The sequence below is a fragment of the Streptomyces sp. NPDC029169 genome (genome assembly GCF_055563935.1).
Genome location: NZ_JBVHXA010000002.1, coordinates 268,429 through 291,705, shown reverse-complemented (window position 1 = coordinate 291,705; position 23,277 = coordinate 268,429). Strand labels below are relative to the sequence as shown.

At 69.8% G+C, this 23,277-nt stretch carries 25 protein-coding genes; 11 read left to right on the top strand and 14 right to left on the bottom strand.

The window, feature by feature from the left end; genetic code table 11:
• Position 1: 1 nt before the first annotated feature.
• Positions 2–1,111, bottom strand: a complete 1,110-nt coding sequence (locus ACZ4VI_RS05105; RefSeq protein WP_467996722.1) for a citrate synthase 2 — start codon at positions 1,109–1,111, stop codon at positions 2–4.
• Between the two features lie 235 nt (positions 1,112–1,346).
• On the opposite strand from ACZ4VI_RS05105, the gene pdxH reads away from it, so the two are divergent.
• Positions 1,347–1,982 (top strand): pyridoxamine 5'-phosphate oxidase, encoded by a 636-nt coding sequence (pdxH, locus tag ACZ4VI_RS05100; protein WP_467997264.1) that lies wholly within the window; start codon positions 1,347–1,349, stop codon positions 1,980–1,982.
• A gap of 9 nt (positions 1,983–1,991) precedes the next feature.
• Here the strand turns inward: pdxH and ACZ4VI_RS05095 are convergent, their stop codons facing one another.
• Positions 1,992–2,873, bottom strand: coding sequence for a winged helix-turn-helix transcriptional regulator (locus ACZ4VI_RS05095; RefSeq protein ID WP_467996721.1), 882 nt, complete (start codon positions 2,871–2,873; stop codon positions 1,992–1,994).
• Positions 2,874–3,008: 135 nt separating this feature from the next.
• On the opposite strand from ACZ4VI_RS05095, the gene ACZ4VI_RS05090 reads away from it, so the two are divergent.
• Genes ACZ4VI_RS05090 through ACZ4VI_RS05080 form a run of 3 tightly spaced genes read left to right on the top strand, consistent with a single transcriptional unit; the run spans position 3,009 to position 5,606 of the window.
• On the top strand, positions 3,009–3,812 hold the full coding sequence (locus tag ACZ4VI_RS05090) for an ABC transporter permease (protein ID WP_467996719.1): 804 nt from the start codon (positions 3,009–3,011) through the stop codon (positions 3,810–3,812).
• 1 nt (position 3,813) lies between these two features.
• Positions 3,814–4,788, top strand: a complete 975-nt coding sequence (locus ACZ4VI_RS05085) for an ABC transporter ATP-binding protein (RefSeq protein ID WP_467996717.1) — start codon at positions 3,814–3,816, stop codon at positions 4,786–4,788.
• On the top strand, positions 4,785–5,606 hold the full coding sequence (locus tag ACZ4VI_RS05080; protein WP_467996715.1) for an ABC transporter permease: 822 nt from the start codon (positions 4,785–4,787) through the stop codon (positions 5,604–5,606). The genes ACZ4VI_RS05085 and ACZ4VI_RS05080 overlap by 4 nt, the downstream gene beginning before the upstream one ends.
• Positions 5,607–6,236: 630 nt before the next feature.
• On the opposite strand, the gene ACZ4VI_RS05075 is transcribed toward ACZ4VI_RS05080, so the two are convergent.
• The gene (locus ACZ4VI_RS05075; protein WP_467996713.1) at positions 6,237–7,406 is read right to left on the bottom strand and encodes an RNA-guided endonuclease InsQ/TnpB family protein; all 1,170 of its coding nucleotides are present in this window, start codon (positions 7,404–7,406) and stop codon (positions 6,237–6,239) included.
• 289 nt (positions 7,407–7,695) lie between these two features.
• Between ACZ4VI_RS05075 and ACZ4VI_RS05070 the strand changes: the two genes are divergently transcribed.
• Complete coding sequence (locus ACZ4VI_RS05070; protein ID WP_467996711.1) at positions 7,696–9,024, top strand: PAS domain-containing protein; 1,329 nt, start codon at positions 7,696–7,698, stop codon at positions 9,022–9,024.
• A 25-nt stretch (positions 9,025–9,049) separates the two neighbouring features.
• Here ACZ4VI_RS05070 and ACZ4VI_RS05065 read toward each other — a convergent pair whose 3' ends face one another.
• Positions 9,050–11,059: a flavin monoamine oxidase family protein gene (locus ACZ4VI_RS05065; protein WP_467996709.1), complete on the bottom strand. Its 2,010-nt coding sequence runs from the start codon at positions 11,057–11,059 to the stop codon at positions 9,050–9,052.
• 240 nt (positions 11,060–11,299) lie between these two features.
• Positions 11,300–12,067, bottom strand: coding sequence for an SIS domain-containing protein (locus tag ACZ4VI_RS05060; RefSeq protein WP_467996707.1), 768 nt, complete (start codon positions 12,065–12,067; stop codon positions 11,300–11,302).
• Between the two features lie 150 nt (positions 12,068–12,217).
• On the opposite strand from ACZ4VI_RS05060, the gene ACZ4VI_RS05055 reads away from it, so the two are divergent.
• Positions 12,218–12,910 (top strand): metal-dependent transcriptional regulator, encoded by a 693-nt coding sequence (locus ACZ4VI_RS05055; protein ID WP_467996706.1) that lies wholly within the window; start codon positions 12,218–12,220, stop codon positions 12,908–12,910.
• Between the two features lie 531 nt (positions 12,911–13,441).
• Positions 13,442–14,302 (top strand): alpha/beta fold hydrolase, encoded by an 861-nt coding sequence (locus ACZ4VI_RS05050; protein WP_467996704.1) that lies wholly within the window; start codon positions 13,442–13,444, stop codon positions 14,300–14,302.
• Positions 14,303–14,315: 13 nt separating this feature from the next.
• On the opposite strand, the gene ACZ4VI_RS05045 is transcribed toward ACZ4VI_RS05050, so the two are convergent.
• Both ACZ4VI_RS05045 and ACZ4VI_RS05040 read right to left on the bottom strand, forming a co-directional pair.
• Entirely contained in the window at positions 14,316–14,738 is a 423-nt protein-coding gene (locus ACZ4VI_RS05045; protein WP_467996702.1) for an SRPBCC family protein, read from the bottom strand.
• Positions 14,735–15,049, bottom strand: coding sequence for an ArsR/SmtB family transcription factor (locus tag ACZ4VI_RS05040; protein WP_467996700.1), 315 nt, complete (start codon positions 15,047–15,049; stop codon positions 14,735–14,737). Before ACZ4VI_RS05040 ends, ACZ4VI_RS05045 begins: the two co-directional genes overlap by 4 nt.
• Positions 15,050–15,211: 162 nt before the next feature.
• Here ACZ4VI_RS05040 and ACZ4VI_RS05035 point away from each other — a divergent pair, with 162 nt between their 5' ends.
• Positions 15,212–15,784, top strand: coding sequence for a dihydrofolate reductase family protein (locus ACZ4VI_RS05035; protein WP_467996699.1), 573 nt, complete (start codon positions 15,212–15,214; stop codon positions 15,782–15,784).
• A 17-nt stretch (positions 15,785–15,801) separates the two neighbouring features.
• Here the strand turns inward: ACZ4VI_RS05035 and ACZ4VI_RS05030 are convergent, their stop codons facing one another.
• The 5 genes from ACZ4VI_RS05030 to ACZ4VI_RS05010 all read right to left on the bottom strand — a co-directional run bounded on the left by ACZ4VI_RS05030 (position 15,802) and on the right by ACZ4VI_RS05010 (position 19,682).
• The gene (locus ACZ4VI_RS05030; protein ID WP_467996697.1) at positions 15,802–16,677 is read right to left on the bottom strand and encodes an arginase family protein; all 876 of its coding nucleotides are present in this window, start codon (positions 16,675–16,677) and stop codon (positions 15,802–15,804) included.
• A gap of 111 nt (positions 16,678–16,788) precedes the next feature.
• Positions 16,789–17,004, bottom strand: coding sequence for a hypothetical protein (locus tag ACZ4VI_RS05025; protein WP_467996696.1), 216 nt, complete (start codon positions 17,002–17,004; stop codon positions 16,789–16,791).
• Positions 17,005–17,098: 94 nt separating this feature from the next.
• Positions 17,099–18,430, bottom strand: coding sequence for a hypothetical protein (locus ACZ4VI_RS05020; RefSeq protein WP_467996694.1), 1,332 nt, complete (start codon positions 18,428–18,430; stop codon positions 17,099–17,101).
• A 203-nt stretch (positions 18,431–18,633) separates the two neighbouring features.
• Entirely contained in the window at positions 18,634–18,867 is a 234-nt protein-coding gene (locus ACZ4VI_RS05015; RefSeq protein WP_467996693.1) for a DUF397 domain-containing protein, read from the bottom strand.
• Complete coding sequence (locus ACZ4VI_RS05010; protein ID WP_467996692.1) at positions 18,864–19,682, bottom strand: helix-turn-helix domain-containing protein; 819 nt, start codon at positions 19,680–19,682, stop codon at positions 18,864–18,866. Before ACZ4VI_RS05010 ends, ACZ4VI_RS05015 begins: the two co-directional genes overlap by 4 nt.
• Before the next feature lie 109 nt (positions 19,683–19,791).
• Here ACZ4VI_RS05010 and ACZ4VI_RS05005 point away from each other — a divergent pair, with 109 nt between their 5' ends.
• Positions 19,792–20,172, top strand: a complete 381-nt coding sequence (locus ACZ4VI_RS05005) for a hypothetical protein (protein ID WP_467996690.1) — start codon at positions 19,792–19,794, stop codon at positions 20,170–20,172.
• Here ACZ4VI_RS05005 and ACZ4VI_RS05000 read toward each other — a convergent pair.
• The gene (locus tag ACZ4VI_RS05000; RefSeq protein WP_467996688.1) at positions 20,156–20,710 is read right to left on the bottom strand and encodes a DUF1062 domain-containing protein; all 555 of its coding nucleotides are present in this window, start codon (positions 20,708–20,710) and stop codon (positions 20,156–20,158) included. The genes ACZ4VI_RS05005 and ACZ4VI_RS05000 overlap by 17 nt on opposite strands.
• Before the next feature lie 223 nt (positions 20,711–20,933).
• Between ACZ4VI_RS05000 and ACZ4VI_RS04995 the strand changes: the two genes are divergently transcribed.
• Together ACZ4VI_RS04995 and ACZ4VI_RS04990 are read left to right on the top strand one after the other, a co-directional pair.
• A complete protein-coding gene (locus ACZ4VI_RS04995) occupies positions 20,934–21,479 on the top strand; it encodes a GNAT family N-acetyltransferase (protein WP_467996686.1) in 546 nt (181 codons plus the stop codon).
• A gap of 72 nt (positions 21,480–21,551) precedes the next feature.
• The gene (locus ACZ4VI_RS04990) at positions 21,552–22,760 is read left to right on the top strand and encodes an FG-GAP-like repeat-containing protein (RefSeq protein ID WP_467996684.1); all 1,209 of its coding nucleotides are present in this window, start codon (positions 21,552–21,554) and stop codon (positions 22,758–22,760) included.
• A 54-nt stretch (positions 22,761–22,814) separates the two neighbouring features.
• Here the strand turns inward: ACZ4VI_RS04990 and ACZ4VI_RS04985 are convergent, their stop codons facing one another.
• A complete protein-coding gene (locus tag ACZ4VI_RS04985) occupies positions 22,815–23,258 on the bottom strand; it encodes an SSI family serine proteinase inhibitor (protein ID WP_467996682.1) in 444 nt (147 codons plus the stop codon).
• Between the last annotated feature and the right edge of the window lie 19 nt (positions 23,259–23,277).

The following is a 23,277-nucleotide window of genomic DNA, read 5'->3' as shown; positions in this document are numbered from 1 at the left end:
ATCAGCCCGCGAACGCCGCCAGGTCCGCGTAGCCCGCGATCTCCTGCGGGTTGCGCTGCCCCGGACCGATGTACCGGGCGCTCGGCCGCACCAGCCGGCCCGTGCGCTTCTGCTCCAGGATGTGCGCCGACCAGCCCGCCGTACGGGCGCAGGTGAACATCGACGTGAACATGTGCGCCGGGACCTCGGCGAAGTCCAGCACGATCGCCGCCCAGAACTCGACGTTCGTCGCGAGGACGCGGTCGGGGCGGCGGTTGTGCAGCTCCTCCAGGGCCGCCTTCTCCAGCGCCTCGGCAACCTCGAACCGCGGCGCGGCCAGCTCCTTCGCCGTACGGCGGAGCACGCGGGCGCGCGGGTCCTCGGCGCGGTAGACGCGGTGGCCGAAGCCCATCAGCCGCTCGCCCTGGTCCAGGGCCTTCTTCACGTACCCCACCGCGTCACCGGTCCGCTCGATCTCCTCGATCATGCCGAGGACGCGGGACGGGGCACCGCCGTGCAGCGGCCCGGACATGGCGCCCACGGCGCCGGACAGCGCCGCGGCCACGTCGGCGCCCGTGGAGGCGATGACGCGGGCGGTGAACGTGGAGGCGTTCATGCCGTGCTCGGCGGCCGAGGTCCAGTACGCGTCGACGGCCTTGACGTGCTTGGGGTCCGGCTCGCCGCGCCAGCGGATCATGAACCGCTCGACGACGGACTTCGCCTTGTCGATCTCGCTCTGCGGCACCATCGGCAGACCCTGCCCGCGCGCCGACTGGGCGACGTACGACAGCGCCATGACGGCGGCCCGGGCGAGGTCCTCGCGGGCCTGCTCGGCGTCGATGTCGAGGAGCGGTTTGAGGCCCCAGACCGGGGCGAGCATGGCGAGCGCGGACTGCACGTCGACGCGGATGTCACCGGAGTGCACAGGGATCGGAAACGGCTCGGCCGGCGGCAGACCGGGGTCGAACGCCCCGTCGACCAGCAGACCCCAGACGTTGCCGAACGAGACGTGACCGACGAGATCCTCGATGTCGACGCCGCGGTACCGAAGAGCGCCGCCCTCCTTGTCGGGTTCGGCGATCTCCGTCTCGAACGCGACGACTCCCTCGAGGCCGGGTACGAAGTCGGACATCAGGCGGCTCCTCTATCGATGATCAATCATCCGTCGGTTGGCGGGTTGGTGGGGAAGCAACAGTCATCCAGCCCAAGAGTCTGTACGGTTCCGATGATGCGGGGAAGCGTGACATCCGGCACACTGCGCCGATCCGGCGAGGAAGGGTTAGCGGCTCGCCGTGCCGGGCAGACTGCGCCTCTGCGGCAGGATGAGTCCCGTGACTGACGCCCTCGACGCCCTCGATCCCGCCGACATGCGCGAGCAGTACCGCACCACGGAGCTGACTGTGGCCGACCTCGCCCCCGAACCGATCGAACAGTTCTCGCGATGGTTCAAGGTAGCCGCCACCAACCCGGCGATCCACGAGCCGAACGCCATGGTCGTCTCGACCGCGGCGCCCGATGGCCGCCCCTCCTCCCGCACGGTGCTGCTGAAGCACTACGACGAGGCCGGCTTCGTCTTCTACACGAACTACGGCTCCCGCAAGGGCGGCGAGCTGGCCGCCAATCCGTACATCTCGCTGCTCTTCCCCTGGCACCCGCTGGCCCGCCAGGTCATCGTCACGGGCCGGGCGGCCCGCACCGGCCGGGACGAGACGGTCGCGTACTTCCGCACCCGCCCGCACGGCTCCCAGCTGGGCGCCTGGGCCAGCCACCAGTCGTCGGTGATCGAGTCGCGGGACGAGCTGCTCGCCCGGTACGAGGAGCTGGCGGCGCGCTACCCGGAGAACGAGCAGGTCCCGGTGCCGCCGGAGTGGGGCGGCTTCCGGGTCGTACCGGAGACGGTGGAGTTCTGGCAGGGCCACGAGAACAGACTGCACGACCGCCTGCGGTACGTCAGGCTCGCGGACGGCGTCGACGAGTGGCGGGTGGAACGCCTGTCACCGTGAGGCGCCGGGTCACTCTGTCGAGACGGCCCGAGCCTGCGCCAGCGCCGTTTCGACGGCGTGCGGGATGTCCGTGACCGGGAACTGCGTGTGCCGTACGGTCCGCTCCCGGTCCACGACCAGGACCGCGCGCTTGAGCCGTAGCGCCTGTCCGGCGCGGAAGGTCGGCAGCCGGAGCGCGGCCGAGAGCCGCGCGTCCATGTCGGACAGCAGCGGGAAGGGGATCTCCTCGGCGGCGGCGAAGGCCCGCTGCTCGTCGGGGCGCTGCGTCGAGACCCCGTGGACGGCGATCCCGGCCGCCGTGAAGTCCCCGTACGCGTCCCTGAACAGCCGGTTCTCCAGGGTGCAGCCGACCGCGCCGGGGATGTCGTTCCAGCCCTCGGGCAGCGGGCCCGGGCGCCCGGTCGCAGGGTAGCAGAAGAGCACGGTGGCGGCGGCGTCCGGGTCCACCGGGTCCCGCTCGCCGCCGGTGTGCGCGGGCAGCGTCAGGCGGGGCAGCCGGGTGCCGGGCAGCTCCTGGACGCGGTGGGCCTCCGCGCTGTGCTCGTCGGCGGACGCGGTGAGGGTGCCGTCGCCGAGCAGCCAGCGGTCGGACCAGTCCTGCATCGCGACCAGGACGGGGAGCAGGGCGCGCCCGGCCGGGCTGAGCCGGTACTCGTACCGCACCGGGCCCTCCTGGTACGGAACCCTGTCGAGCACGCCGCTGTCGACAAGGTGGCCCAGGCGCTCGGTGAGGACCTTGCGGGAGATGCCGAGCTCGCTCTGGAGCTCGTCGAAACGGTGCCGGCCGCGCGCGGTCTCCCGTACGAGCAGCAGGCTCCACCAGTCGCCGACGACGGCGGCGGCCTGGGCGATCGCGCAGGCGGCATCGCGCTCGGGCACGGCGCGGACCATGGCGCTCCTCCTCGTCGAACAGGCAAGGCTCCATCTTGCGTCATCGAGTGAGTTCCCGATAGAAACTCAGTGTAAGTTCCGAAAGGGAACTCACCAGCTCATCACAGATTCATCTTCGGGGGAGGGATCGCTCGCATGCCCATAGCCTGGGCAACCGCCTGGCGCACCTGGCAGATGACCCGCCGCGCCTACCCATGGACGTACGCCGTCGGCACCGTCCTGCCCGCCGCGCTCGCCATCTCGCTGGCGTACCTCGGCTACCACGCCATCGGCGGCGGAGCCGTCGCCGACGACTTCACAGCGGGCAGCGGAACCACGGCGTACCTCGCCTACATCGTCGTCGGCGCGACCGCCTTCCAGTTCGCCGTCCGCCTCATCCTCTGGTCCGCGAAGGCGCTGATCACCGAGCAGCGGCAGGGCACGCTCGGCGCCCTCCTCATCGCCCCGGCGAGCCGCTTCCCGTACCTCGCCGGCTTCACCGCCTTCGCCGTCCTCAGCAGCCTGGCCGAGTTCCTCGCCCTCGGCCTCGTTGTCGCCCTGCTCGGCATCCCGGTCCCCGTGTCCTCCGCGGCCGGCCTGCTCCTCGGCGCCCTCGCGCTCGTCGGCGCCGTCTTCGCGCTCTCGGTCGGCCTCGGCGGACTGATGATCGCCGCGGGCGAGGCGCACATCTCGCAGAACACCGTCTTCATCGTCCTCGGCCTGGTCGGCGGCTTCACCTTCCCGCGCGCCTATCTGCCCGAGCCCGTCCAGTGGTTCGCCGAGCTCCTCCCGACGACCGCGGCGACGGACGTCCTGCACGCGGCGACCACCGGCGGCCAGTCGCTGCCCGACCTCCTGCCGAGGCTGGCGGTGTGCGCGGTGGTCAGCGGCGTGTACCTGGCCCTCGGCCTGCTGTACCTGCCGCGGGCCGAGGCCCGCGCCGTAGAAAGGACGTACTGACGTGACGGGCATTCAGGTCCGATCCCTGCACAAGGACTTCCCCGTACGGAGCGGAGGCATCTTCGGCGCCAGAGTCGTCAAACGGGCGGTCGACGGCCTCGACCTCGACATCCCGCCCGGCCGGATCACCGGCCTCCTCGGCCTCAACGGCGCCGGCAAGACCACCACCATCAAGATCCTCGCCACACTCCTCCGCCCGACCTCCGGCACGGTCACCGTCGACGGCCTCGACACGGTCGCCGACGCCCGCGCCGTACGCCGCCGCATCAACCTCATCGCGGGCGGCGAGCGCATGGTCTACACGCGCATGACGGGCCGCGAGAACCTCTGGTACTTCGGCCAGCTCTACGACGTACCGAAGCGTGAACTGCGCGCCCGCATCGACGAGTTGCTGGCGCTTGTCGGCCTGACGGACGCGGCAGACACCATGGTCGAGCGGTACTCGCGCGGCATGACGCAGCGCCTGGCCATCGCCCGCGGGCTGATCAACCGGCCCGCGTACCTCCTCCTCGACGAGCCGACCCTCGGCCTCGACGCCCCGATCGCCCGCGACCTGCGCCGCGTCGTGGCCCGCCTCGCCGAGGAGGGTACGGGCGTCCTCCTGACCTCCCACTACCTCGCCGAAGTCGAGGAGCTCTGCGGCCATGTGTACGTGATCTCCGCAGGCCGCCACCTCGCGGAGGGCAGCCCGGCGGAGCTGAAGGCGGCCACGGGCAGCCACCGTACGATCCGCCTGACGGTGACGAACCCGGGAGAGGCCACGGCGACGGTGGCGGCGAGCTTCGGCGCGACGTCCGAACTCCTCGCCGACGGGGATGAGTTGATAACCCTCCGTCACCCGGACGACATGGCGGGCCCGCTGGCGGCCGCGATCGTCGGGGCGGGCGGCTCGATCGGCGGCCTGGAGATCGCGGAGGCGAGCCTGGAGGACGCGATTCTGGCCCTTGCGGAGACCGGCGAGGAGGCCCTCGTATGAGGCACGCCCTGCGGATCTTCGCGGCGGAGACCCTGAAACAGCACCGCCGCCTCTTCGGCCAGCCGCTGGTCGTCTTCTCGATGCTGGTCTGGCCGGTCCTCCAACTGGCCACCACCTACTACACATTGCGCCCGGTCGCTACGGCCTCCCCGGCCGCCGCGAACTGGCCGCTCGCCGCCGACCCCGACCGCCTCCTCGCGTTCCTGGCAACCGGAACCCTCGCGTACGCCTTCTTCTTCTCGCTCGTCCAGAGCGCCTGGCACTTCTCGTTCGAGCGCTCCACCGGCACCCTCGAGCTCCTCTTCCTCTCCCCGGCCGGCCGCCTCACCCTCATGGTCGCCAACGGCGCGGGAGCGCTCCTCCAGAACGCCTGGCTGCTCACCTGCTTCACCGTCGCCGCCCTCACCGGCTTCGGCGCACTGTCGGTGTCGGCCTGGTGGATGTACGGCATCGTCTTCCTGGCCCTGCTGGTCCCGGCGGTCGCGTGGGGCGCGTTCCTCAACAGCCTGCTGGTCTTCTCGCGCGACTCGGCGTTCCTCTACACGATCCTGGACGAGCCGCTGTGGTTCGTGTCGGGCGTCCGCCTCCCGCACTTCGCCCTGCCGACGGCGATCCAGCTGGTGGGCGCGGTGTTCCCCCTCACGGGCAGCCTGATCGCGGTCCGCGGCGCGCTCCTGGACCACCGCACGCTGACGGACCTGGCCCCCGCGCTCCTGGGCCTGGCCGCACTGAGCGCGCTGCTGCTGGCAGCGGCGGCGGTCGTCCTCCGCGCGGGCGAGGCCCGCTCCCAGCGCACGGGCAGGCTCTCCTTGGCGTAGGGAGACCCCGGAGAACGCCGGAGAACGCCGGAGAACGCCGGAGAACGCCCGAGAACGCCCGAGAACGCAGACGACCCGTGGGCCTTGGTCCCGTCCGCTCGAGTTCGGACGAGAGCCGGCCGGACTTACCGGCGGCCCACGGGTCGGGTGACTGCTTGGATATCGGCAGGTGGCCTGCCGAGGTGCACAGAGTGCGACGGCAGGCCGTTAGCCCGCAGTCACCTCACGAGTCCGAAAAGAAATCATTTTTTCGGATCACCTCCTTTCGCGTGTACTCCACACCCTAGGAAGCCTTCCGCGAGGGCTCAAGTTATTTATTCGCTCGGTGCCGGGAAGGCTGTGGCTCACCCCACCCCGTTGGCTTCTGACGCTGGCCGCCCCACGGTGGTCCCGCCACCGGCCACCCCGCTTCGGCGGCCGGTCCCGGAGCAACGGCTCGATGCGCGCCCACTGCGCGTCAGCCAACGGCACACCCGGACCAGCCATCAGATGATCTGGACGAAACGGCCTGGGCTCTGGTCACGGCGATCAGCTCCGGTCACGTTCCAGGTCAACTACTCGGAACTGAAGTCCCGAGTTCGCTGCTCGGGTCGTCGATGGCTTCGGCGTGTCCCGGCTGCGTCCAGCCCTCTACCCGGTGAGCCTGAGGGCAGGGGCCGTTGACTCGACCCCGCAGACCCACTGCCACCAGCCGCGGGCGGCGATGTTGTGGGACGAGTTCAGGTCTGCGTGCTCAACGAAGCCGCAGACCTGGCATGCGAACACGGCCTGGGAGGGCCGGTTGCGTCGGTCGATGTGGTGACACCGGGAGCATTCCTGGCTGGTGTAGGCCGGATCGACATACACCAGCGGGACTCCAGCCTGTTTCGCCTTGTAGGCGATGAACGTGCCGAGCTGATGGAAGGACCAGGAGTGCAGTGTGACGCGTTGGGGCTTCCTGAGCCGTACCCGCTCGCGGATGCCCGTCAGTTCTTCCAGGGCGATCCCGCGACCAGTGCGTTGAGCCTCCGCCACGATGCGCTTACTGATCTTGTGATTGATATCCCGGGCCCGACGGGCTTCTTTGCCGGCGTGGCGCTTCGCCCGCCGCTTGGCGGACTTCGTGCCCTTCCTCTGCAGCTTTGAGCGCAGCGTGCGTTCCGCCTCACGGCGGCGGTTGAGCCGGCGCCCGCTGTGCCGGGTGCCGGTGGAGGTGGTGGCAATGTTCGCGATCCCCAGATCCACCCCAACGAACCCTTCCGGCGCGGTGTTCATCGCGGCCTCGGGGACTTCGCAGGTCGCGAGTAGATACCAGGCCCCGTCCCGGTACATCAGATCCGACTCGCCTCGGCGATACGCGGCCAGCACCGCCAACTGCTCGTCCTGCCCGGTGAAAGCAACGTTCTTCATTCGCCCGGCAGTGGTCCAGATCGACACCGTCTGCCTGTCCATCTGCCAGGACAGGCACCGGTCATCGAACGGCTGAGCGGCGTCGGGCCGGAAGGCGACAGGCTTGCCCGTAGCCTTCAGGCGCCGCTTCGAGTCTGGGCGCCCCAGATTGCCTGCGCGCACGTTCGCCCTCAGGGTGGTGTAGGCATCCGCGACCTTCCGTAGCACGTGCAGCGCAGGCTGCGCCGACAACCCCCGAGCCTTCAACTCTGCATAGGCCAAGACCTGGAGCGTCGCCCGCGAAGGCCGCCCATGCTCGAACGATCTGACCGACAGCCAGTTCGCCGCCGCATTGCACACGTGTAGCGTCGCCTCAAGTGCCGACGCCTGTACGGGCGTCGGCAGCAGCTTCACCGCCACCGTCAGCTTCACAATCGGCGACGCTACTCACTGCCCGCGAAATCGGGCGTGAGTTCATGTGGAATCAACAGATTGCGCGATCTCTCGTACAGGTGTTCGTCCATCATGTCCTCCACTCCTGCCGGGAGCGAGATGGTGGCGCTTCGCGCCGCCCACCTGAGATGTGTTCTTCGCCGCCGTCGAAGCCACGCGATTCTTTGTAAGGATCGGATGAAACGGGTGTGTTCTGCGTCACGTTCCAGTTCAATTGGGCGGGGCGTGCGGGTGCACGCGCGTACACCGTCCTGCAGGGGGTGCCGGGATGAGTGCTGCCAGGGGTGGGACCACGTCTGTGCCGGGGGCTGATCTGCTCGCCGCGCTCCTGGAAGGGATGGACGCGGCGCTCTGTGCCTTCGACGCCGACGGGACCGTCACGCACTGGAACAAGGAGGCCGAGCGGATTCTCGGCTGGTCGGCAGAGGAGGCCGTCGGGCGGCGTGGGTTCGAGGGGTGGGCGGCGCGGCCCGCCGACGCGGCCGAGGCGCTCGGCCGGCTGATGGCCGCCATGGAGGCGCCGGGCCGCCTGGTGCACGAGTTCGCGCTGGTACGGAAGGACGGGGGGCGCGTTCTCGTACGGACGCAGTCGGCCGGGGTGCGGGGCGCGGACGGGAAGCCGTCCGGGGTGTACTGCGCGTTCAGCGAGGTGCACGCGCAGATCGATCTGGAGCGGTCGATCGCGCTCAGCGAGGCGCTGTTCGAGGACGCGTCCTGGGGTGTCGTCCTCGTCGACGTGGACCTGCGGCCCACCGTCGTCAACGGGTACGCGGCCCGGGCGATGGGCGGCGGCCGTACGACGCTGCTCGGGCGGCCGCTGGGCGAGCTGCTCGCGCAGGGCGTCGAGGAGCTGGAGTGTGCGCTGGAGCACGTGCTCGCGGAGGGTGCCCCGAAGGCGCCCGCCGAGGTGTGGGTGACGCTGCGGACGCCGGAGGGCGAGCGGCGCCGGTGCTGGCGCAGCGGGTTCGTGCGGCTGGCGTCGCCGCTGGCGGAGGAGCCGGTGCCGCTGGGTGTGGGGTGGCTGTTCCAGGACGTCACCGAGGAGCGGCTCGCCGAGCAGGAGGCGGACCGGCTGCGGTTCCGGTACAGCCAGTTGCACCGGGCGGGCGTGGTGGCGGCCGAGTGCGAGGACCCGAGGGAGGCGGCGACGGTCCTGCTCGACTTCGCGCTCGCGGGCTTCGCCGATCACGCGCTGGTCGACGTGGCGGCGGGGGAGCGGCGGCTCGTGCGGGTGGCGGCCACGCCGGCGGGCGATCCGGGCCCGGTCGTCCCGGTCGCGGGCGGCGGCATCCCGCTGCGCTACGCCTCGGGCCACCCGGTCCTCCAGGCCCTCTCCCGTACGGGACCGGTACGGGCGTCGGCGCCGGCCGTGGCGGGCCCGCAGGCCGCCGAGGACTGGGCGACGGAGCGCCACTGGCCCCGGGACGCGGTCCACGCGCTGTGCCTGCCGCTGCGCAGCCGGGGGAGGACGGTGGGCGCCCTGACGTTCCTGCGCGCCGCGTCCCGTACGGCCTTCGAACGCCCGGACGCGGTGTACGCGGAGGCGGTGGCGGTACGGGTCGCGACGTCGCTGGACCTGGCGGCGGTGCGGGGGTAGGGCCCCCGAGATCAGGGGCCACCCCCTAGGTCGTGTGGACCTTCAACGCCGTCCGGACGGCGGATTCGAGGGCGCCTTCGATCCAGGCGGGCTTGATGGAGGTGTGGTCCCCCGCGAAGTGCAGGGGCCCTTCGGACGTCGGGATGTCGGGGAACAGCTCCGCGTGCTGGCCGGGGAGGAGCACGGAAGCCTCGCCGTACGCGTAGTGATCACGCATCCACGACTGCGTCTTGGCCTTGCCGGTGAAGAAGACCTCGCAGCGCCGGCCGAAGACCGCCTGCACTCCGGCGAGCGCGCGCAGATACCGCTCCTCGTCGGCGTACGCGTCCCACTTCAGGGCGTCGTCGGACCAGCTGTAGGAGGCGAGGACGATGCCTCCGTCGCTGCCTTCCATGGGGTGGGCGTGCTCGAAGAACATGAAGCGGTTGGCGTTGTCGCTCACCGAGCCGCCTCCGCGGACATGGGCGGCCTCGGGGTCGCGGCCCACAGCGGGGCGGAAGGCGGCGAAGCACTTCTTGAGTTCGCGGGGGATCGTCACACCCAGGCCCGTCACGGATCTGTGCGCGCCGAGGTACGCGCCGCCCCTGACACGGCCCGCCCTGTACCTCTCGTAGAGGTTGGCCTCGATGGAGTTCAGCGCCTCCTTCCACTGTTCCTCGGTGAACTCCCACCAGCGCTGGGAGAATTCGAGGAGCACCTTGGTCGCGGCGTCGTAGTGCAGTTCCGTGATGGCCCGGCGCTTGCCGTACGTCAGCGGAGGGTCGAAGGCCACGTGGCGCAGTCCGGAGAAGGGGACGGTGACGATCGCCTCGTCGCCCTCGAAGACCTCCGTGACACCCCCCTTGCCGGTCTGGCAGTCCTCGGACACGGTGTGGACCCTGACCTTGCCGCCGTCGCGTGCGTCGCGTTCGATGCGTACGGCGCGCCGGTCGAGGCGCACCTTTCCCTTCACGGGCGCGTACAGCGCGTCGACGAGCACCGCGGTGCCGCCCTTGAGCTCCCAGAACTTCGTCTTCGGGTCGATCAGCGCGCTGCCCAGGAAGCTGTGCAGGAAGGAGAGATGCATCCGCGAGGTCAGGTTCTGGATGGTGCCGACGAGGTCGAGGGTCCTCGTGTCGAGCCCGGCGACTTCGGTGAGGTACCGGTACATGGACCAGTGGCCGTACCTCCTGAGGACCTCGGCCCACCCCTCGACGAGGGCCGTCCCCTCCTTGCCCCGGATGAGCTGGTGTGCCGGTTCGAGGGCGTCCGCGAGGATCGCGGAGGCGGTCTTCGTACGGTAGGGGCCCGTGACACCGAAGGTGTCGTTGATCTTCTCGGGGGTCTTCTCGTAGTCGGCCCGGCGCATGTGGACGCCGTTGACGTGGATCCAGGTGCGGTTGGCCCGCTTCGTCGGGTTGTCGACCTCCACGTCCACCAGGAGGAACTCCTGGCGCGCGAGGTCGAACTTCCTGATGAGCGCCATGAGGAGCGGGTGGCTGTCGGGCAGCCGCATGGCCCCGGCCTCGGCGTACTGCCTGGGGTCGGCGAAGGGCTGCGTCCCGTTCTCGTGGCCGCCCTTGCGGAACGTCTTGATACGGCCGCCGACGCGGTTGCCGTTGGCCTCGATCACGACGACGTCGTGGCCCACGCGGGTGAGCAGGTCGGCGGCGAGAAGGCCGGCCGGTCCGGCCCCGACGATCAGGACCCGCTTCGTCGCCCTTCCCCGGCTGGGAGGCAGGCCGTTCTCGATGGCCTTGAGGTAGGTCGGGACGAGGGACGTGTCGTGCTCGTCGTAGACGACGATGGCGCGGGCGACCGTGGTGTACGCCTGGCTGTCGATCCCGGGCGGCGCCAGGGACGGCGCCGCGGCCGGCGCCGTCGAGGGCGCGGTGGCGGGGCTGAACGCGGTCGCGGGAACGGCGGAGGCCGCGGTGAGCCCGGCGGCGAGCGCCGAGGCACCGGTCGCCGTGACCACGGAGCGCCGCGAGGGCCGCGCGTCGTGCGCCGGGGGAGAGGGGTTCGGGGTGCGGGGAGTCATGTCCTGTGTGCTCATCGCGCACCACTCTTGGGCCACAGAACGAGGCGGAGGAAGCGCGTTCACACGGACGGGGACCAAGATCACCCGACCGGGGACCACGCGGTCCGATGCGCCCCCCGTGCGCCCGGGGCGTGCACCAGGGCCCGGTGTTCTGGCGGGCGTACCCCCAAGGCCCTGGTGTCCTGGTGGGCGTACCCCCAGGCGCTAGTGGGCGTGCCCCGGGCCCTGGTGGGCGTACCCCAGGCGCTGGTACAGCTAGTGCCGGTAGAAGATCCGGTCCGCGTACTCCGTCATCACGCGGCCGTTCCACTCGTGCCCGCCGTCGACGTTCCCCGAGCGCAGCAGCGGCGGTTCGATGCCCAGGCGGACCATCCCCTCGGCCGCCGCGGCCATCGTGGCCTGCATCAGGGCGCTGGTGACGACCGTCGAGGCCGGGGCGAAGGGTGCCTCGATGCCCTCGTGGGTCAGCTCGGCGTCGCCGATCGCGATCCGCGAGTCGAGGACGATGTCGCAGTGGTCCTTCAGGTACGTCCCCGAGACGTGCCGGGACTTCGTCTCCGTCGCGTACGCCACCGAGGTCACGCCGATCACCGTCAGCCCCAGGGCGCGGGCGTTCATCGCCATCTCGACGGGCAGGGCGTTGCGGCCGGAGAGGGAGATGATGATCAGGATGTCGCCGGCCCTGGCGGGTGAGGAGTCGAGTACGGCGCCGGCGAGGCCGTCCACGCGCTCCAGGGCGGAGCCGAGCGTCGCGGGCATGACGTCGACGCCGACGGTCCCGGGGACGGCGAGCAGGTTCATCAGGGCGAGTCCGCCCGCCCGGTAGACGACGTCCTGGGCGGCCAGCGAGGAGTGGCCGGCGCCGAAGGCGAAGAGCCGGCCGCCCGCCGCGACGGCCTGGGCGATGGCGGTACCGGCGGCGGCGATCTCCTCGGCGTCCTGGTCACGGACCTGCTGGAGCAGGCCGATCGCGGCGTCGAAGAACTGCCCCGCCAGCTTGGACTCGCGCGCGCTGTCGCCCATTACCGAAGCTCCTTGTCGTCGTGTCGCGGATCACCGTGCGGTCTGGACCATTGCCCTGTCAATACCGCCCTTTGGTCAGCACGGCACGGTTGTCGGTGGGATGCGTCAGAATTGGGGCAGGGCCAGCGCACGACTCATCGAGGGGCACGTATGTCCGGACTGATCGACACAACGGAGATGTATCTCCGCACCATCCTCGAGCTCGAGGAGGAAGGTGTTGTCCCCATGCGCGCCCGGATCGCGGAGCGGCTCGATCAGAGCGGCCCGACGGTCAGCCAGACGGTGGCCCGTATGGAGCGCGACGGCCTGGTGGCCGTCGCCAGCGACCGGCACCTGGAGCTGACGGACGAGGGCCGGCGGCTCGCGACGCGCGTGATGCGCAAGCACCGGCTCGCCGAGTGTCTGCTCGTCGACGTGATCGGCCTGGAGTGGGAGCAGGTCCACGCCGAGGCCTGCCGCTGGGAGCACGTGATGAGCGAGGCCGTGGAGCGGCGCGTTCTGGAGCTGCTGCGGCACCCGACGGAGTCGCCGTACGGCAACCCGATCCCGGGTCTCGAGGAGCTGGGCGAGAAGGCCGAGGCGGAGTCCTTCCTGGACGACTCCATGGTGTCGCTGGCCGACCTGGACGCGGGCACGGACGGCAAGACGGTGGTAGTGCGCCGGATCGGCGAGCCGATCCAGACGGATGCCCAGCTGATGTACACGCTGCGGAGGGCGGGCGTGCAGCCCGGTTCCGTGGTGAGCGTGACGGAGTCGGCGGGCGGCGTCCTGGTCGGCAGCAGCGGCGAGGCGGCCGAGCTGGACGCCGAGGTGGCGGCCCACGTCTTCGTCGCGAAGCGCTGACCACGACGGCGGGGTAGGGGACTGTACGACGCTCGGCGCGGGGCCTTCCCCCCGCGCCGAGCGTCGTTTCGGCGCCCGGCCGGTTCCGGCGCCCGGCGCCCCCGCCCTGTTCCGGGAGCCCCGCCGTTTCGTGGTCCCATTCCCCCGGCCCGTTTTACGGCGGAATCGCCACGCCCGCGCCCCTCGGCGTGCCACGCTGGGGGCAGCCGTACGGCCGGGGAGGGGTGGGTGCGATGGAGTCGTTCCGGGCGGTGCGCCAACACGCAGAGGGCCCCGGGGGCCCCGGGGGGCGGGGGCCGTCCCCCCCCGTGCTGGCCCCGAGCCCCCAACTCCCACGGTCCCTCCCCCCGGACCGATTTCCCCGAGCGGTCCGCCTCCCGTTGAAGATCTCCCCTCGGCGGCGCCCGTCAATCCTTGAGCGCCGTCACTCGAACGAGGGGTGTTACGTGGCAGATCCCCATTTTCGAATATGGGTTCGATAGTCTGACGGGGCTCGACACGCTCGATGGGAAAGAGGGGGTGCCAGGGAACATGGTGCGACGTCTCGACATCACGGGAGCCGACGGCGTACGCCTGGCGGCCTGGGAGTTCACGGAAGAGCAGACAGGGCGGGCAGGGACGGCCGGGTCCGGCGTGTTACTCCTGCACGGCCTCATGGGGCGCGCCTCCCACTGGGCGCCCACCGCCCGTTGGCTGGCCGGCCGCCGTCGGGTCGTCGCCCTGGACCAGCGCGGTCACGGCCGCAGCGACAAGCCGCCCGCGGGCCCCTTCACGCGCGAGGCGTACGTCGCGGACGCGGCGGCCGCCGTCGAGCAGCTCGGCCTCGGCCCCGTGACCCTCGTCGGACACTCCATGGGCGCCCTCACCGCCTGGCAGCTCGCGGCCGAGCGCCCCGACCTCGTCCGCGCCCTGGTCATCTGCGACATGCGCGCCTCGGCCCTCGGGGCCGCCTCGCAGAGGGAGTGGCAGGACTGGTTCCGCCGCTGGCCGGTGCCCTTCGCCTCGCTCGACGGCGTACGGAAGTGGTTCGGCGAGGACGACCCCTGGGTCGAGCGGCCGAACCCCGCGCGCGGCGAGTTCTTCGCGGAGGTCATGACCAGGCGCCCCGACGGCTGGTACCCGGTCTTCGACCCGGCGCAGATGCTGACCTCCCGCGAGACCTGGGTCCACGACGCCCACTGGGACTCGCTCGCCCAGGTGCGCTGCCCGACGCTCGTCGTGCGCGGCCTGGACGGCGAGTTGGGCCGCGCCGAGGCCCAGGAGATGGTCCGGGTCCTCCCACGCGGGGCGTACGCGGAGATCCCGGACGCCGGCCACCTCCTCCACTACGAGCACCCGGAGGCCTGGCGCACGGCGATCGAGCCGTTCCTGGAGGGTGTCCTGACGTCCTGACGTCGTCCGGGACCTACTGGCCGACTGAAGCGGCCAGGGCGCGCTCGATGCGCGGCAGAAGGCTCGGCCATCCGCGCCCCATTCCGTCGAGGGCCGCCTTGCCCATCGGGGAGTCCAGGTCGAATCCGGCGTGCTCCAGGAAGAGCCGGGTGCCGGTGCCCTCAGGGCGGAGTTCCCAGGTGATCGTGGTGTCCAGCGTGCCGGGGGCGAAGCTGTAGCGGAGCAGACGCTCGGGCTCGACGGCGAGCACCTCGCACTCCTGCTGCCCCCAGTTCCCCATGTCCAGGGTGAAGCGGTGGCCCACGACGGCCCGCACGTCACCGGCGGCCCACCAGCGGGCGTGCAGCTCGGGATCGGTCAGCGCCTTCCAGACCGCGGCGGGCGGATGGGCGATGAACTGCTCGCAGTGGAGGACGTTCGGCTCGGTGGGGGTCACGGGTTCTCCTCGTCGATCAGGTCGCTCAACGCCCGCATCCGGGCGCGCCAGTAGTGCTCGAAGGGATGCAGCCACTCGCCGACCTCGGCCAGCGGCGCGGCCTCCAGGTGGTAGTACCGATGCCGCCCCCGCGGCTCCTCGCGCACCAGCCGCGCGTTCCTGAGCACCGCGAGATGCTCGGAGACCGCGGGCCGGCTCAGCGCGAACTCCCCGGCCAGATCCCCGGCCGCCCGCGGCCCGTCCCTGAGGGCCTCGAGGAGCCGGCGTCGTACCGGATTGGACAGGGCGCTGAAGACATCGACTACCGCCATGCACAGCACTATGCGTCGGAAGATTCCGACGTGTCAACTTTTCCCGACACGTCGAGCTCGCCGATGAGTTTCTCCGTGATCCGCGGTCATAGATCACGGTTGGTGCGCGACAGGCCCAGCCGGAACTGCTCAGCACAGGACACGAGAGACCGAGGAACCACGATGCGTACTCTGATCAGCACTGCTTTCATCTCGCTCGACGGCGTCGTGGAGGCCCCGGGCGGCGAGCCCGGCTACCGGAACGCGGGGTGGACCTTCAAGGACGTCGAGTTCCTCCCGGAGGCGTTCGAGATCAAGGGCCGGGAGCAGAAGGAAGCCACCGCGATGCTAATGGGGCGAGTCAGCTACGAGGCGTTCAGCCCGGTGTGGCCCGGCATGGAGGACTTCGCCGACTACAAGGTGATGCCGAAGTACGTCGTCTCCACCACCCTCACCGAGGACGACCTGGTGTCGAACTGGGGCGAGACGACGATCCTGCGCTCGATCGACGACGTCGCCGCGCTGAAGGAGACCGAAGGCGGCCCGATCATCATCCACGGCAGCGCCTCCCTGAACCGGGCCCTGTCCGACGCCGGTCTGATCGACCGTTACCACCTGCTCGTCTTCCCGCTCCTGCTCGGCGCGGGCAAGCGGCTCTTCAGCGCCACGGACAAGGACGCGCAGAAACTGAAGCTCGTCGAGCACGAGGCCTACGCCAACGGTGTGCAGAAGAACGTGTTCGACGTCGTCCGCTGACAAAGGCTCGCGCAGGGTCAGTCGTGGGGGCGTGCCGCCAGAGCCCGGCGCAGGCAGTCGGTCAGGCGGGTCGCGAGCGTCCCGTCGGGGTCGAGGCGGGGGTTGAAGATCGTGACGTCGAGGCCGGCGGCACGGTCGTCGGACAGGGCCGTGGCGAGGACGCTCTCCAGCTCCGACCAGGTCAGGCCGCCGGCCTGGCGGTAGTCGACGGCCGGCATGATCGCGTCGTCCAGGACGTCGACGTCCAGGTGGACCCAGAACCCGTAGCCCTCGGTGAGTCGGCCGACGGCGCCGCGAGCGGCCGCGGCGGCCCCGGCCGCGCGGACGTCGTCGAGGTCGAGGGCGTACAGCCCGGGCGGGAGCGGCTGGCTCCCGGCCGCCGCGGACTCATCGGCGTCCCGGAACCCGAACGCGACCACGTCCTCGTCCCGGACGAGCGGCCCCCGTCCTTCGAGATCGGCGAGCAGCCGGGGGCCCCGGCCGGTCGCCAGGGCGAGCTCCATGGACGCCACCTCACCATTCGGCTCGGCGGACGGCTGATAGAAGTCGGTGTGGCCGTCGAGGAACAGCAGGCCGTAGCGGCCACGGCGGCGCAGGGCGAGGAGGTTGCCGAGCAGAATGCTGCAGTCGCCGCCGAGGACGAGAGGGAAGCGCCCGCCGTCGAGAACCCGGCCGACCGCGTCGGCCAGCCGTACGGAGTACGTCGCGATGCCTCCCGGATTGAGGACCCCGGTCTCGACGTCCCGCCTCGGGTCGTACGGGGGCGCCTCGACCCGCCCGGCCCGCGCCACCCCGCCGAACAGCGCCGCCGGCAGATCCTGCACCCCGGACGGCCGCAGCCCGAGTACGGACGGCGCTTCGACGATGGCGACCTCACGCCCGAACAACGCCATACCCTCATGGTCCCGCGGCTTCGGGCATCCGGGGCGGTCGTGACCTTGCCCCGGCGGGCTTCTGGCTCGGCCGCCGGAAGACGAGCGCGTACGCAGCACGATGAGCGCTCATCACCAGCGTCTCGCGAGCCGAGCGAGCGCGGCGAACCGGAGGTCGGTGTCTGCGACCTGCCTGGCGCAGTCGAGCGCGGCACGAAGGCGTCGCTCCCTGCCCTCCCCGTAGGGCTCCCGCGCGGCCTGCATGAGCTCGATCCAGCCATGCTCCGCACCCGCCGCGCCCACGTGCTCAACGAGCTCCTCGACCCTCGCCAGCCATCCGTCGGCCATCCGACGAAGGCGCGCTGGTAAGCCTCGATCGAGCCCCGGCAAGCGCCGCTTCGAACGCCACGCGCGAGTCGGTCCGGTGTGCGCGAGGAGAGGCTCAGGGCCTGGCCTGTTTGAGCAGTTCCTTGACGGACACTTCCGAGTTCACCCAGCCCTGGCCGAGGCCGTACCTCTCGGCCTCCCTACTTACTTCATTGGGATCCATGGCTTCGTATATGTTGTAGAGGGGCTGGCCGTTATTCTCCTTATCGAAGTTGAATGAGGAGATGTGGGCCACTGGGTCCTCTTCCGGTGACCAGAAGGCTGCCACATATCGCGGCTTTCGCGTCACATTGATCAAGTTGTCGTTGTATCGCACTCTGCCGTGATGTATGACACGTCCGGGGCACGTGTCGGGTGGACAGTAGTATTTCCCTGCCGACTCCAGCCAGGATGGTCTGGCCTGAAAGAACTCGTCGTCGAGCTTCCCGCGATCCTTCCTCAGGTAGGCGAACTGGAGTACGACTTCCAGTGTTTCGTAATCGGTGTCTTTGGGGAGCGTGATCACCTCCTCTATTTCGTACTCCTGTCCGGCGTCTAGCGTTTCTCCCGGGCCCCGGAACTGCCCGGATGCGACGGTCTCGTAGTCGACTTCGCTCTCATAGAGCTCTGCGTCGGTGGCCCAATCGTCCTCGGCAACGCCCCGCCATCCCTCCATCCCTTCCCCTGAGTCGGAGAACTCGGCCCAATTTCCGTGAACCGCGTAATCATCGACTACGATGTAGACGGGAATTCCTCCGGTGTTCTTCGCGTAAAGCTTGAGGGGGATGTGTATATACGGTGAATCGGCGTCCGTTTGTGGCGTGCCGAATTCCGCTTTCAGGATGAAGTGCAGGGGGGCGGCGATGGGTTGATAGAGAATCGAGTAGCCCAGGCTGACCGCGGTCAGGATGGCCGTGACGGTAACCCCGGCCGCGAACTTCCTGGGGTGCGGTATTCCTCTCCACACCTTGTCGTGGATGAGGATGTGGAGAGCCCATAGTGACCAGAGCCACAAGACAAGAAACCCCAGGGCTTCGGGTATGAGCTCTTTTTCCTGAAGCCACAGGAAGAGGAGAAGGGTCGTGGTGGCCACCGTCATGAGCACGCCGAGAAGGATCAGCGCCCCGGAGAACTTGAACTGTCGGCGGCCCCAGTAGTCGACGACCGCAGGCAACGCGAGGCCCTGAACGGCGCCGGCCAACAAGAACAGAACACCGACCAGACGTTGCGCGAAGGTCAGTGCTCCCAGGGCGTCCGCCCAGCCGATGGAGGCGTGCAGTGCCAGCGAGCCGAGCAGCCCCACGAGCATGAGGGCGATGACCACACGCCGTTTCCAGCCTCTGTCGTCCGGCCACACGCTGCTGTCGCCGCCGCGCCAGTAGACGCGCGCACGGTCGTCCAGGTCCATGTCGTCGGGGTAGCCGAGGCGGCGGAGTACCTTCCGCAACTCGCGGAGGGACCAGGCGCTGCCCACCGTCTTGCCGTGGATGGTGATCCGGCGCAGACCGCGCCGGTCAGGTGGCTCGACGACTACCCATGGTCGTATGCCCATGGGACCAGGCTCGGCGTCCGGCCCGCCATGTGCACGCCGAGCTGCTGCGTTCGACTGAATCAGAGGTTTTGGACGAAGGTGCTCCAAGCGGTGGGGGAGAGGGCGAAGGAGGGGCGGGTGAGGTCCTTGGAGTCGCGGACGTGGACGGTGTGGGGGCAGGCGGCGATTTCGACGCAGGCGTCTTCGAATTTGCCGCTGTACGAGGACTTCGTCCAGGCGACGGCTACCTCGACGCAGTCGCCGCCCTGCTCGCTGCTGTAGCTGCTCTTGAACCAGTTGAGGTCGGTGCTCATAGCGATCGTGCCACCTGTTCGATCAGTTGTACGGAATCCTCCGGCGTGAGGGCCTGCGCCCGCAGCATGCTGTAGCGGGCGAAGACGACTCCCATGTCGGGCTGTTCGCTCAGAAAGTACCTGCCGACCTGCCCTTCGACATAGACGAGTTGCTTCCGGCCCTCATCGCTCTCCAGCAGGGTGAAGGGCCCGCTGAGCCCCGCATGGGTCTCACGGTCATCTGGCATGACCTGGATCGTGACGTTGCGGAGATCCGCGCACTCGCACACGTACAACAGGCACTTGCGGAGGACGTCCTTGCCGCCGAGCGGCTTGGTGAGCGCGGCCTTCTCCAGCACGAAGGTGACCAGCGGCGGAGGCGTACGGAAGTACAGCTTCTGGCGCTCCATGCGGGCGGTGACGTGCGGCTCGATCTCGTTCTCGTCCATCGCCGGGACGGCGCTCTCGAAGACGGCGCGCGCGTAATCCGGGGTCTGGAGCAGCCCGGGAATGAGGTGGTTGTCGTACTTATGGATGCCCGTCGCCTTCAGCTCCTCCGCCAAGTAATCCTCGAACCACGCCGCAACCCCGCTCGCCGTCACCTCCTCCGCGACCTCCAGCAGTGCACCTTGTGCACCCAGCATCTTGTCCGCGATTGCGACGAAATCCCCCTTCGCTCTCCTCTGCCCCCGCTCGATCATCGCCACCTGGGACTTGGAATAGCCGGTCGCCTTGCCCAGTGCCTCCTGCGACACCTTCGCCCGCTCGCGGTAGAAGCGCAGGAGCCTGCCGAACGCCTTCGCGGCGCCCGGGCCTCCCGTGTGCACCTTGTTCACACCTGACCTCCCCGATCGCACAGTCCGCCACAAACCGCCTGTGGCGCTGGTCACAGTAGAGCCGCGCCGGGAAGCTGGCGTCATGAATTCGCGCAAGTCACTTGACAGGGTGCCTTCTTGGGTACCCGCCACCGGGCATGCCCTCCGTCACGCGGGCGTTCACTTCGACGCCGTACGGATCGGGGGGTTCCTCGGGGAGGACGTCGCGTACCGGCTCATGGAGTTCACCGACTTCCGCGCCGGGCCCATCGTCCGCGAGGCCACGGGGGAGCGGAACCTGTACTTCCTGCTGCCCCCGCAGACCGCCGCAGCCCACGCCTGGCCGGCACCTGTCCGTGCCCTGAGCCGTAACGGCCGGAGCGAGGCCTTCGTCGGCATTCCCGCGCTCGACGGGGCGACCTGGCCCCTGGACTGGAGGTCCAGGCCCACCGACGAAGAGCCTTTTGTGCAACCGGACTTGCTGTACGAGATGGTTATCCGAAGCGCTTGAGCATGAAGGTGAAGTCGCCGGAGAGCTTGCCGCTCAGCCGGACTGCCGAGACGAGCTTCCCCTCCGTGATCAGTCGCTCGACCTCGGCCCGCGAAAGGCCGCAGCCTTCGGCGATCAGTCGCACCGGACGGACAGGGATCCGCGCCGCGAAGCGGACCGACACGTCGATGACCTCTCGGTCCGGGTGGTCCGAGCCGCCGGTGTCGAGGCGCCAGGCGCCCGCCCAGTCGAGGGCGATGTGATTACGGCGCCGCAGGACCGGATCGTCAAGCAACTCTGCTGCCAGGGCAGGGTCGTTGTCGTGCATCCGGTCCAGCAGTTCGGGTCGTACGGAGCGTACGTTCATCCGCTCCAGGACCGTGAGCTTTGCCGTGTCCCCGCACGTGGTGCAGAGCACGAGGAGCCAGGCGTCGAGGAGCTTGTGGTTGGCGTTGACGCGGAATTTGCCGTTCGCCCGGAAGCGCTCGGACGCGCACGCGTGGCAACGGCGGAGGACGGTCGGAAGGCAGGTGGGCATGACCACCCAGGTGGTGAGCACAGAAGTACACCGGTTTCAGTGTGAGAAGTCCGCAGCAAAAAGGAGCGCGGCCGCACATGCGCGACGCGCTGACAGATCAGCTCTCGGGAGGTCTCACAGGGTGTACAACGGGACGTCCTTGCCTGGGCGACGTGGTTCGGCAGCACGGTAGTGGCGCACAGCGGCGCTGCTCCACTGGTTTATCTGTTTGCCGTCGGCGAGCCCGGTCGGATAGGAAGCCTGCATGCTGAGAGGTAGCAAGGTCGGGCTCCGGGCTCGGCACGAGGACGACATCCCGATCCTGCGGACCGAGCTCTACGACGACGTGGTCAACGGCTCGCGGGCCGAAGCCGGGCCGTGGCGGCCGATCACGCCCGGCTCGAAGGATCCGCGGCTGGTGGTGGACGACACGAACCAGGGCAGCGTCCCGTTCTCCGTGGTGGAGTTGGAGGGCGGCGCGCTGGTCGGCACCGCGACACTGTGGGGCATCGACAACCACCACCGGTCCGCGCACATCGGCCTCGGGCTGCGGCCGTCCTTTCGCGGCAAGGGCTACGGCACCGACGTGGTGGCGGTGCTGTGCCACTACGGCTTCGTCGTACGAGGCATGCAGCGGCTGCAGATCGAGACGCTGGCGGACAACCACGGGATGCTGCGCTCCGCCGAGCGCAACGGCTTCGTCCGTGAGGGCGTACTGCGCTCCTCGGCCTGGGTGATGGGCGAGTTCCTGGACGAGGTACTGCTCGGGCTCCTCGTCCAGGACTGGAAGCCGGACGCGAAGGGGGAGTAGGAGCGGGAGACCCTGCGCCGATGAGCCCGGGACCCTTGAGGTACCTTCCTCCTCCCAAAGGGAGGGGATGCATTGCGCACCACCATTCTGCGAAGCCTGGCCACCGTGCTGGGCCTCGCCTCGATCAGCGTTCTCGGCGTGGGCACGGCGCCCGCGCAGGCCGCGGTCAGTGACTGTCCGAAGGGCTACTTCTGCGCCTGGAAGACGGACAACGCCACGGGCACGATGTTCAAGACGAACACGAACAAGGCGACGCTGGGTTCCTGGGACAACGCGTTCCGGTCGGTCGTCAACCGTACGTCCCAGTACCTCTGCACGTACGACGACCCGAACTACGGAGGCGCCGCCGGCGAACGGGCCCCCGATCCCGCGGGTACCGATTGGGGAGGTCCTGGGAGCAACTCCGTCAGCTCGCTGAAGTTCGTCCCCACGTCGCGGGAGTGTTACGGCCCCGCCTACCCGGAGTGGTACGCCGCCACCGCGCCCACGGCGTCCGGCTTCGGTGACCTGAACGGCGACCGGCGGGCCGACGTTCTCGTCCGTGACAAGGCGGGTCGCCTGTGGTTCCTGCCCGGTGACCTGACCGGCCGGATGGTCGGCTCCGGCGGCTGGAACAGCATGAACGCACTCACCCGGCACGGTGACTTCAGCGGTGACGGCCGCGAGGACGTCATCGCCCGTGAGGCATCCACCGGGAAGCTGTGGCTCTACCCGGGCACCGGGTCCGGCGGCGTGGGTGTCCGCAAGCTGATCGGCAGTGGCGGCTGGAACAGCATGACCAGGCTCACCGCCTTCGGCGACCTCTCGGGGGACGGTCGGAGCGACCTCCTCGCCGTCGAGAAGTCCACGGGGAAGCTGTGGCTCTACCCGGGCACCAGCACCGGCAGCTTCGGCGCCCGCAAGCTGATCGGCAGCGGCGGCTGGAACAGCATGAACGCCCTGGTCGGGCCGGGTGACATGAACGGTGACGGCCGCGCCGACCTGATCGCCCGCGAGGCCTCCACCGGCAAGCTCTGGCTCTACCCGGGCAAGGCCGGAGCCGTCGGGTCCCGTGTGCTGGTCGGGTCCGGCGGCTGGAACGTCATGGACACCTTCCTCGGCGTGGGCGACTTCGGTGGCGATGGCCGTCCCGACCTCGCCGCCGTCACCAACGCCAACTACAGCGGCGAGGGATGCCGGGGAGTCGGCTGCATGGTCCTCTACCCCGGCAACGGCACCGGCGGCCTGAACTCGGGCGAAGCGCAGTCGTGGAACTGGTGGAGCCTCAACGGCGCCTTCTGACCCACGACGAGGGCCTCCGCTTCCGAGCGGAGGCCCTTTTGTCACAGGTGATGGTCAGAACGCGAAGACCGCGCTCCTGGCCATGCCCACGTTCATCTCGCACGTGTTGCCGTACGTGGCCGACCAGGCGACCCGCTTGCCGTCCCAGACGCCGTCGCCGGTGACCGTGACCGGGTCCCACACGTGGGTACAGGGGCTGCTGTTGCCCATCATCGTCAACTGGGCGAACTCGCCGTCGACCGCGCTCAGTTCCTTGCAGGCCGACGCGGGCGCCGGGTGCGTTCCCGTGGCCGTGGGCGCGCAGCTGAGGGTGACCGCCCTGTCGATCGTCGCCGTCGCCGCGTCCTCGCCCCTGCCGATCGTGAGGACGAGCGCCGAGGCCGGGTAGAGGCCGGCGGACTCGGCCTGGGCGTTGCCGGGTGTCGTGGCGACGCCGATGAGGGCGAGGCCGGTGGCGAGCGCGGTGGTGAAGGCGGTGTTGCGGAGAAGACGGCGCACGGGGGTGTCCCTTCGAGGC

What these genes read in the sequence shown, in the direction of transcription:
- ACZ4VI_RS05105 (WP_467996722.1), bottom strand. Translation starts at nt 1,111, where the DNA reads ATGTCCGACTTCGTACCCGGCCTCGAGGGAGTCGTCGCGTTCGAGACG.
- pdxH (WP_467997264.1), top strand. Translation starts at nt 1,347, where the DNA reads ATGCGCGAGCAGTACCGCACCACGGAGCTGACTGTGGCCGACCTCGCC.
- ACZ4VI_RS05095 (WP_467996721.1), bottom strand. Translation starts at nt 2,873, where the DNA reads ATGGTCCGCGCCGTGCCCGAGCGCGATGCCGCCTGCGCGATCGCCCAG.
- ACZ4VI_RS05090 (WP_467996719.1), top strand. Translation starts at nt 3,009, where the DNA reads ATGCCCATAGCCTGGGCAACCGCCTGGCGCACCTGGCAGATGACCCGC.
- ACZ4VI_RS05080 (WP_467996715.1), top strand. Translation starts at nt 4,785, where the DNA reads ATGAGGCACGCCCTGCGGATCTTCGCGGCGGAGACCCTGAAACAGCAC.
- ACZ4VI_RS05070 (WP_467996711.1), top strand. Translation starts at nt 7,696, where the DNA reads ATGAGTGCTGCCAGGGGTGGGACCACGTCTGTGCCGGGGGCTGATCTG.
- ACZ4VI_RS05065 (WP_467996709.1), bottom strand. Translation starts at nt 11,059, where the DNA reads ATGAGCACACAGGACATGACTCCCCGCACCCCGAACCCCTCTCCCCCG.
- ACZ4VI_RS05060 (WP_467996707.1), bottom strand. Translation starts at nt 12,067, where the DNA reads ATGGGCGACAGCGCGCGCGAGTCCAAGCTGGCGGGGCAGTTCTTCGAC.
- ACZ4VI_RS05055 (WP_467996706.1), top strand. Translation starts at nt 12,218, where the DNA reads ATGTCCGGACTGATCGACACAACGGAGATGTATCTCCGCACCATCCTC.
- ACZ4VI_RS05050 (WP_467996704.1), top strand. Translation starts at nt 13,442, where the DNA reads ATGGTGCGACGTCTCGACATCACGGGAGCCGACGGCGTACGCCTGGCG.
- ACZ4VI_RS05040 (WP_467996700.1), bottom strand. Translation starts at nt 15,049, where the DNA reads ATGGCGGTAGTCGATGTCTTCAGCGCCCTGTCCAATCCGGTACGACGC.
- ACZ4VI_RS05035 (WP_467996699.1), top strand. Translation starts at nt 15,212, where the DNA reads ATGCGTACTCTGATCAGCACTGCTTTCATCTCGCTCGACGGCGTCGTG.
- ACZ4VI_RS05030 (WP_467996697.1), bottom strand. Translation starts at nt 16,677, where the DNA reads ATGGCGTTGTTCGGGCGTGAGGTCGCCATCGTCGAAGCGCCGTCCGTA.
- ACZ4VI_RS05025 (WP_467996696.1), bottom strand. Translation starts at nt 17,004, where the DNA reads ATGGCCGACGGATGGCTGGCGAGGGTCGAGGAGCTCGTTGAGCACGTG.
- ACZ4VI_RS05020 (WP_467996694.1), bottom strand. Translation starts at nt 18,430, where the DNA reads ATGGACCTGGACGACCGTGCGCGCGTCTACTGGCGCGGCGGCGACAGC.
- ACZ4VI_RS05015 (WP_467996693.1), bottom strand. Translation starts at nt 18,867, where the DNA reads ATGAGCACCGACCTCAACTGGTTCAAGAGCAGCTACAGCAGCGAGCAG.
- ACZ4VI_RS04995 (WP_467996686.1), top strand. Translation starts at nt 20,934, where the DNA reads ATGCTGAGAGGTAGCAAGGTCGGGCTCCGGGCTCGGCACGAGGACGAC.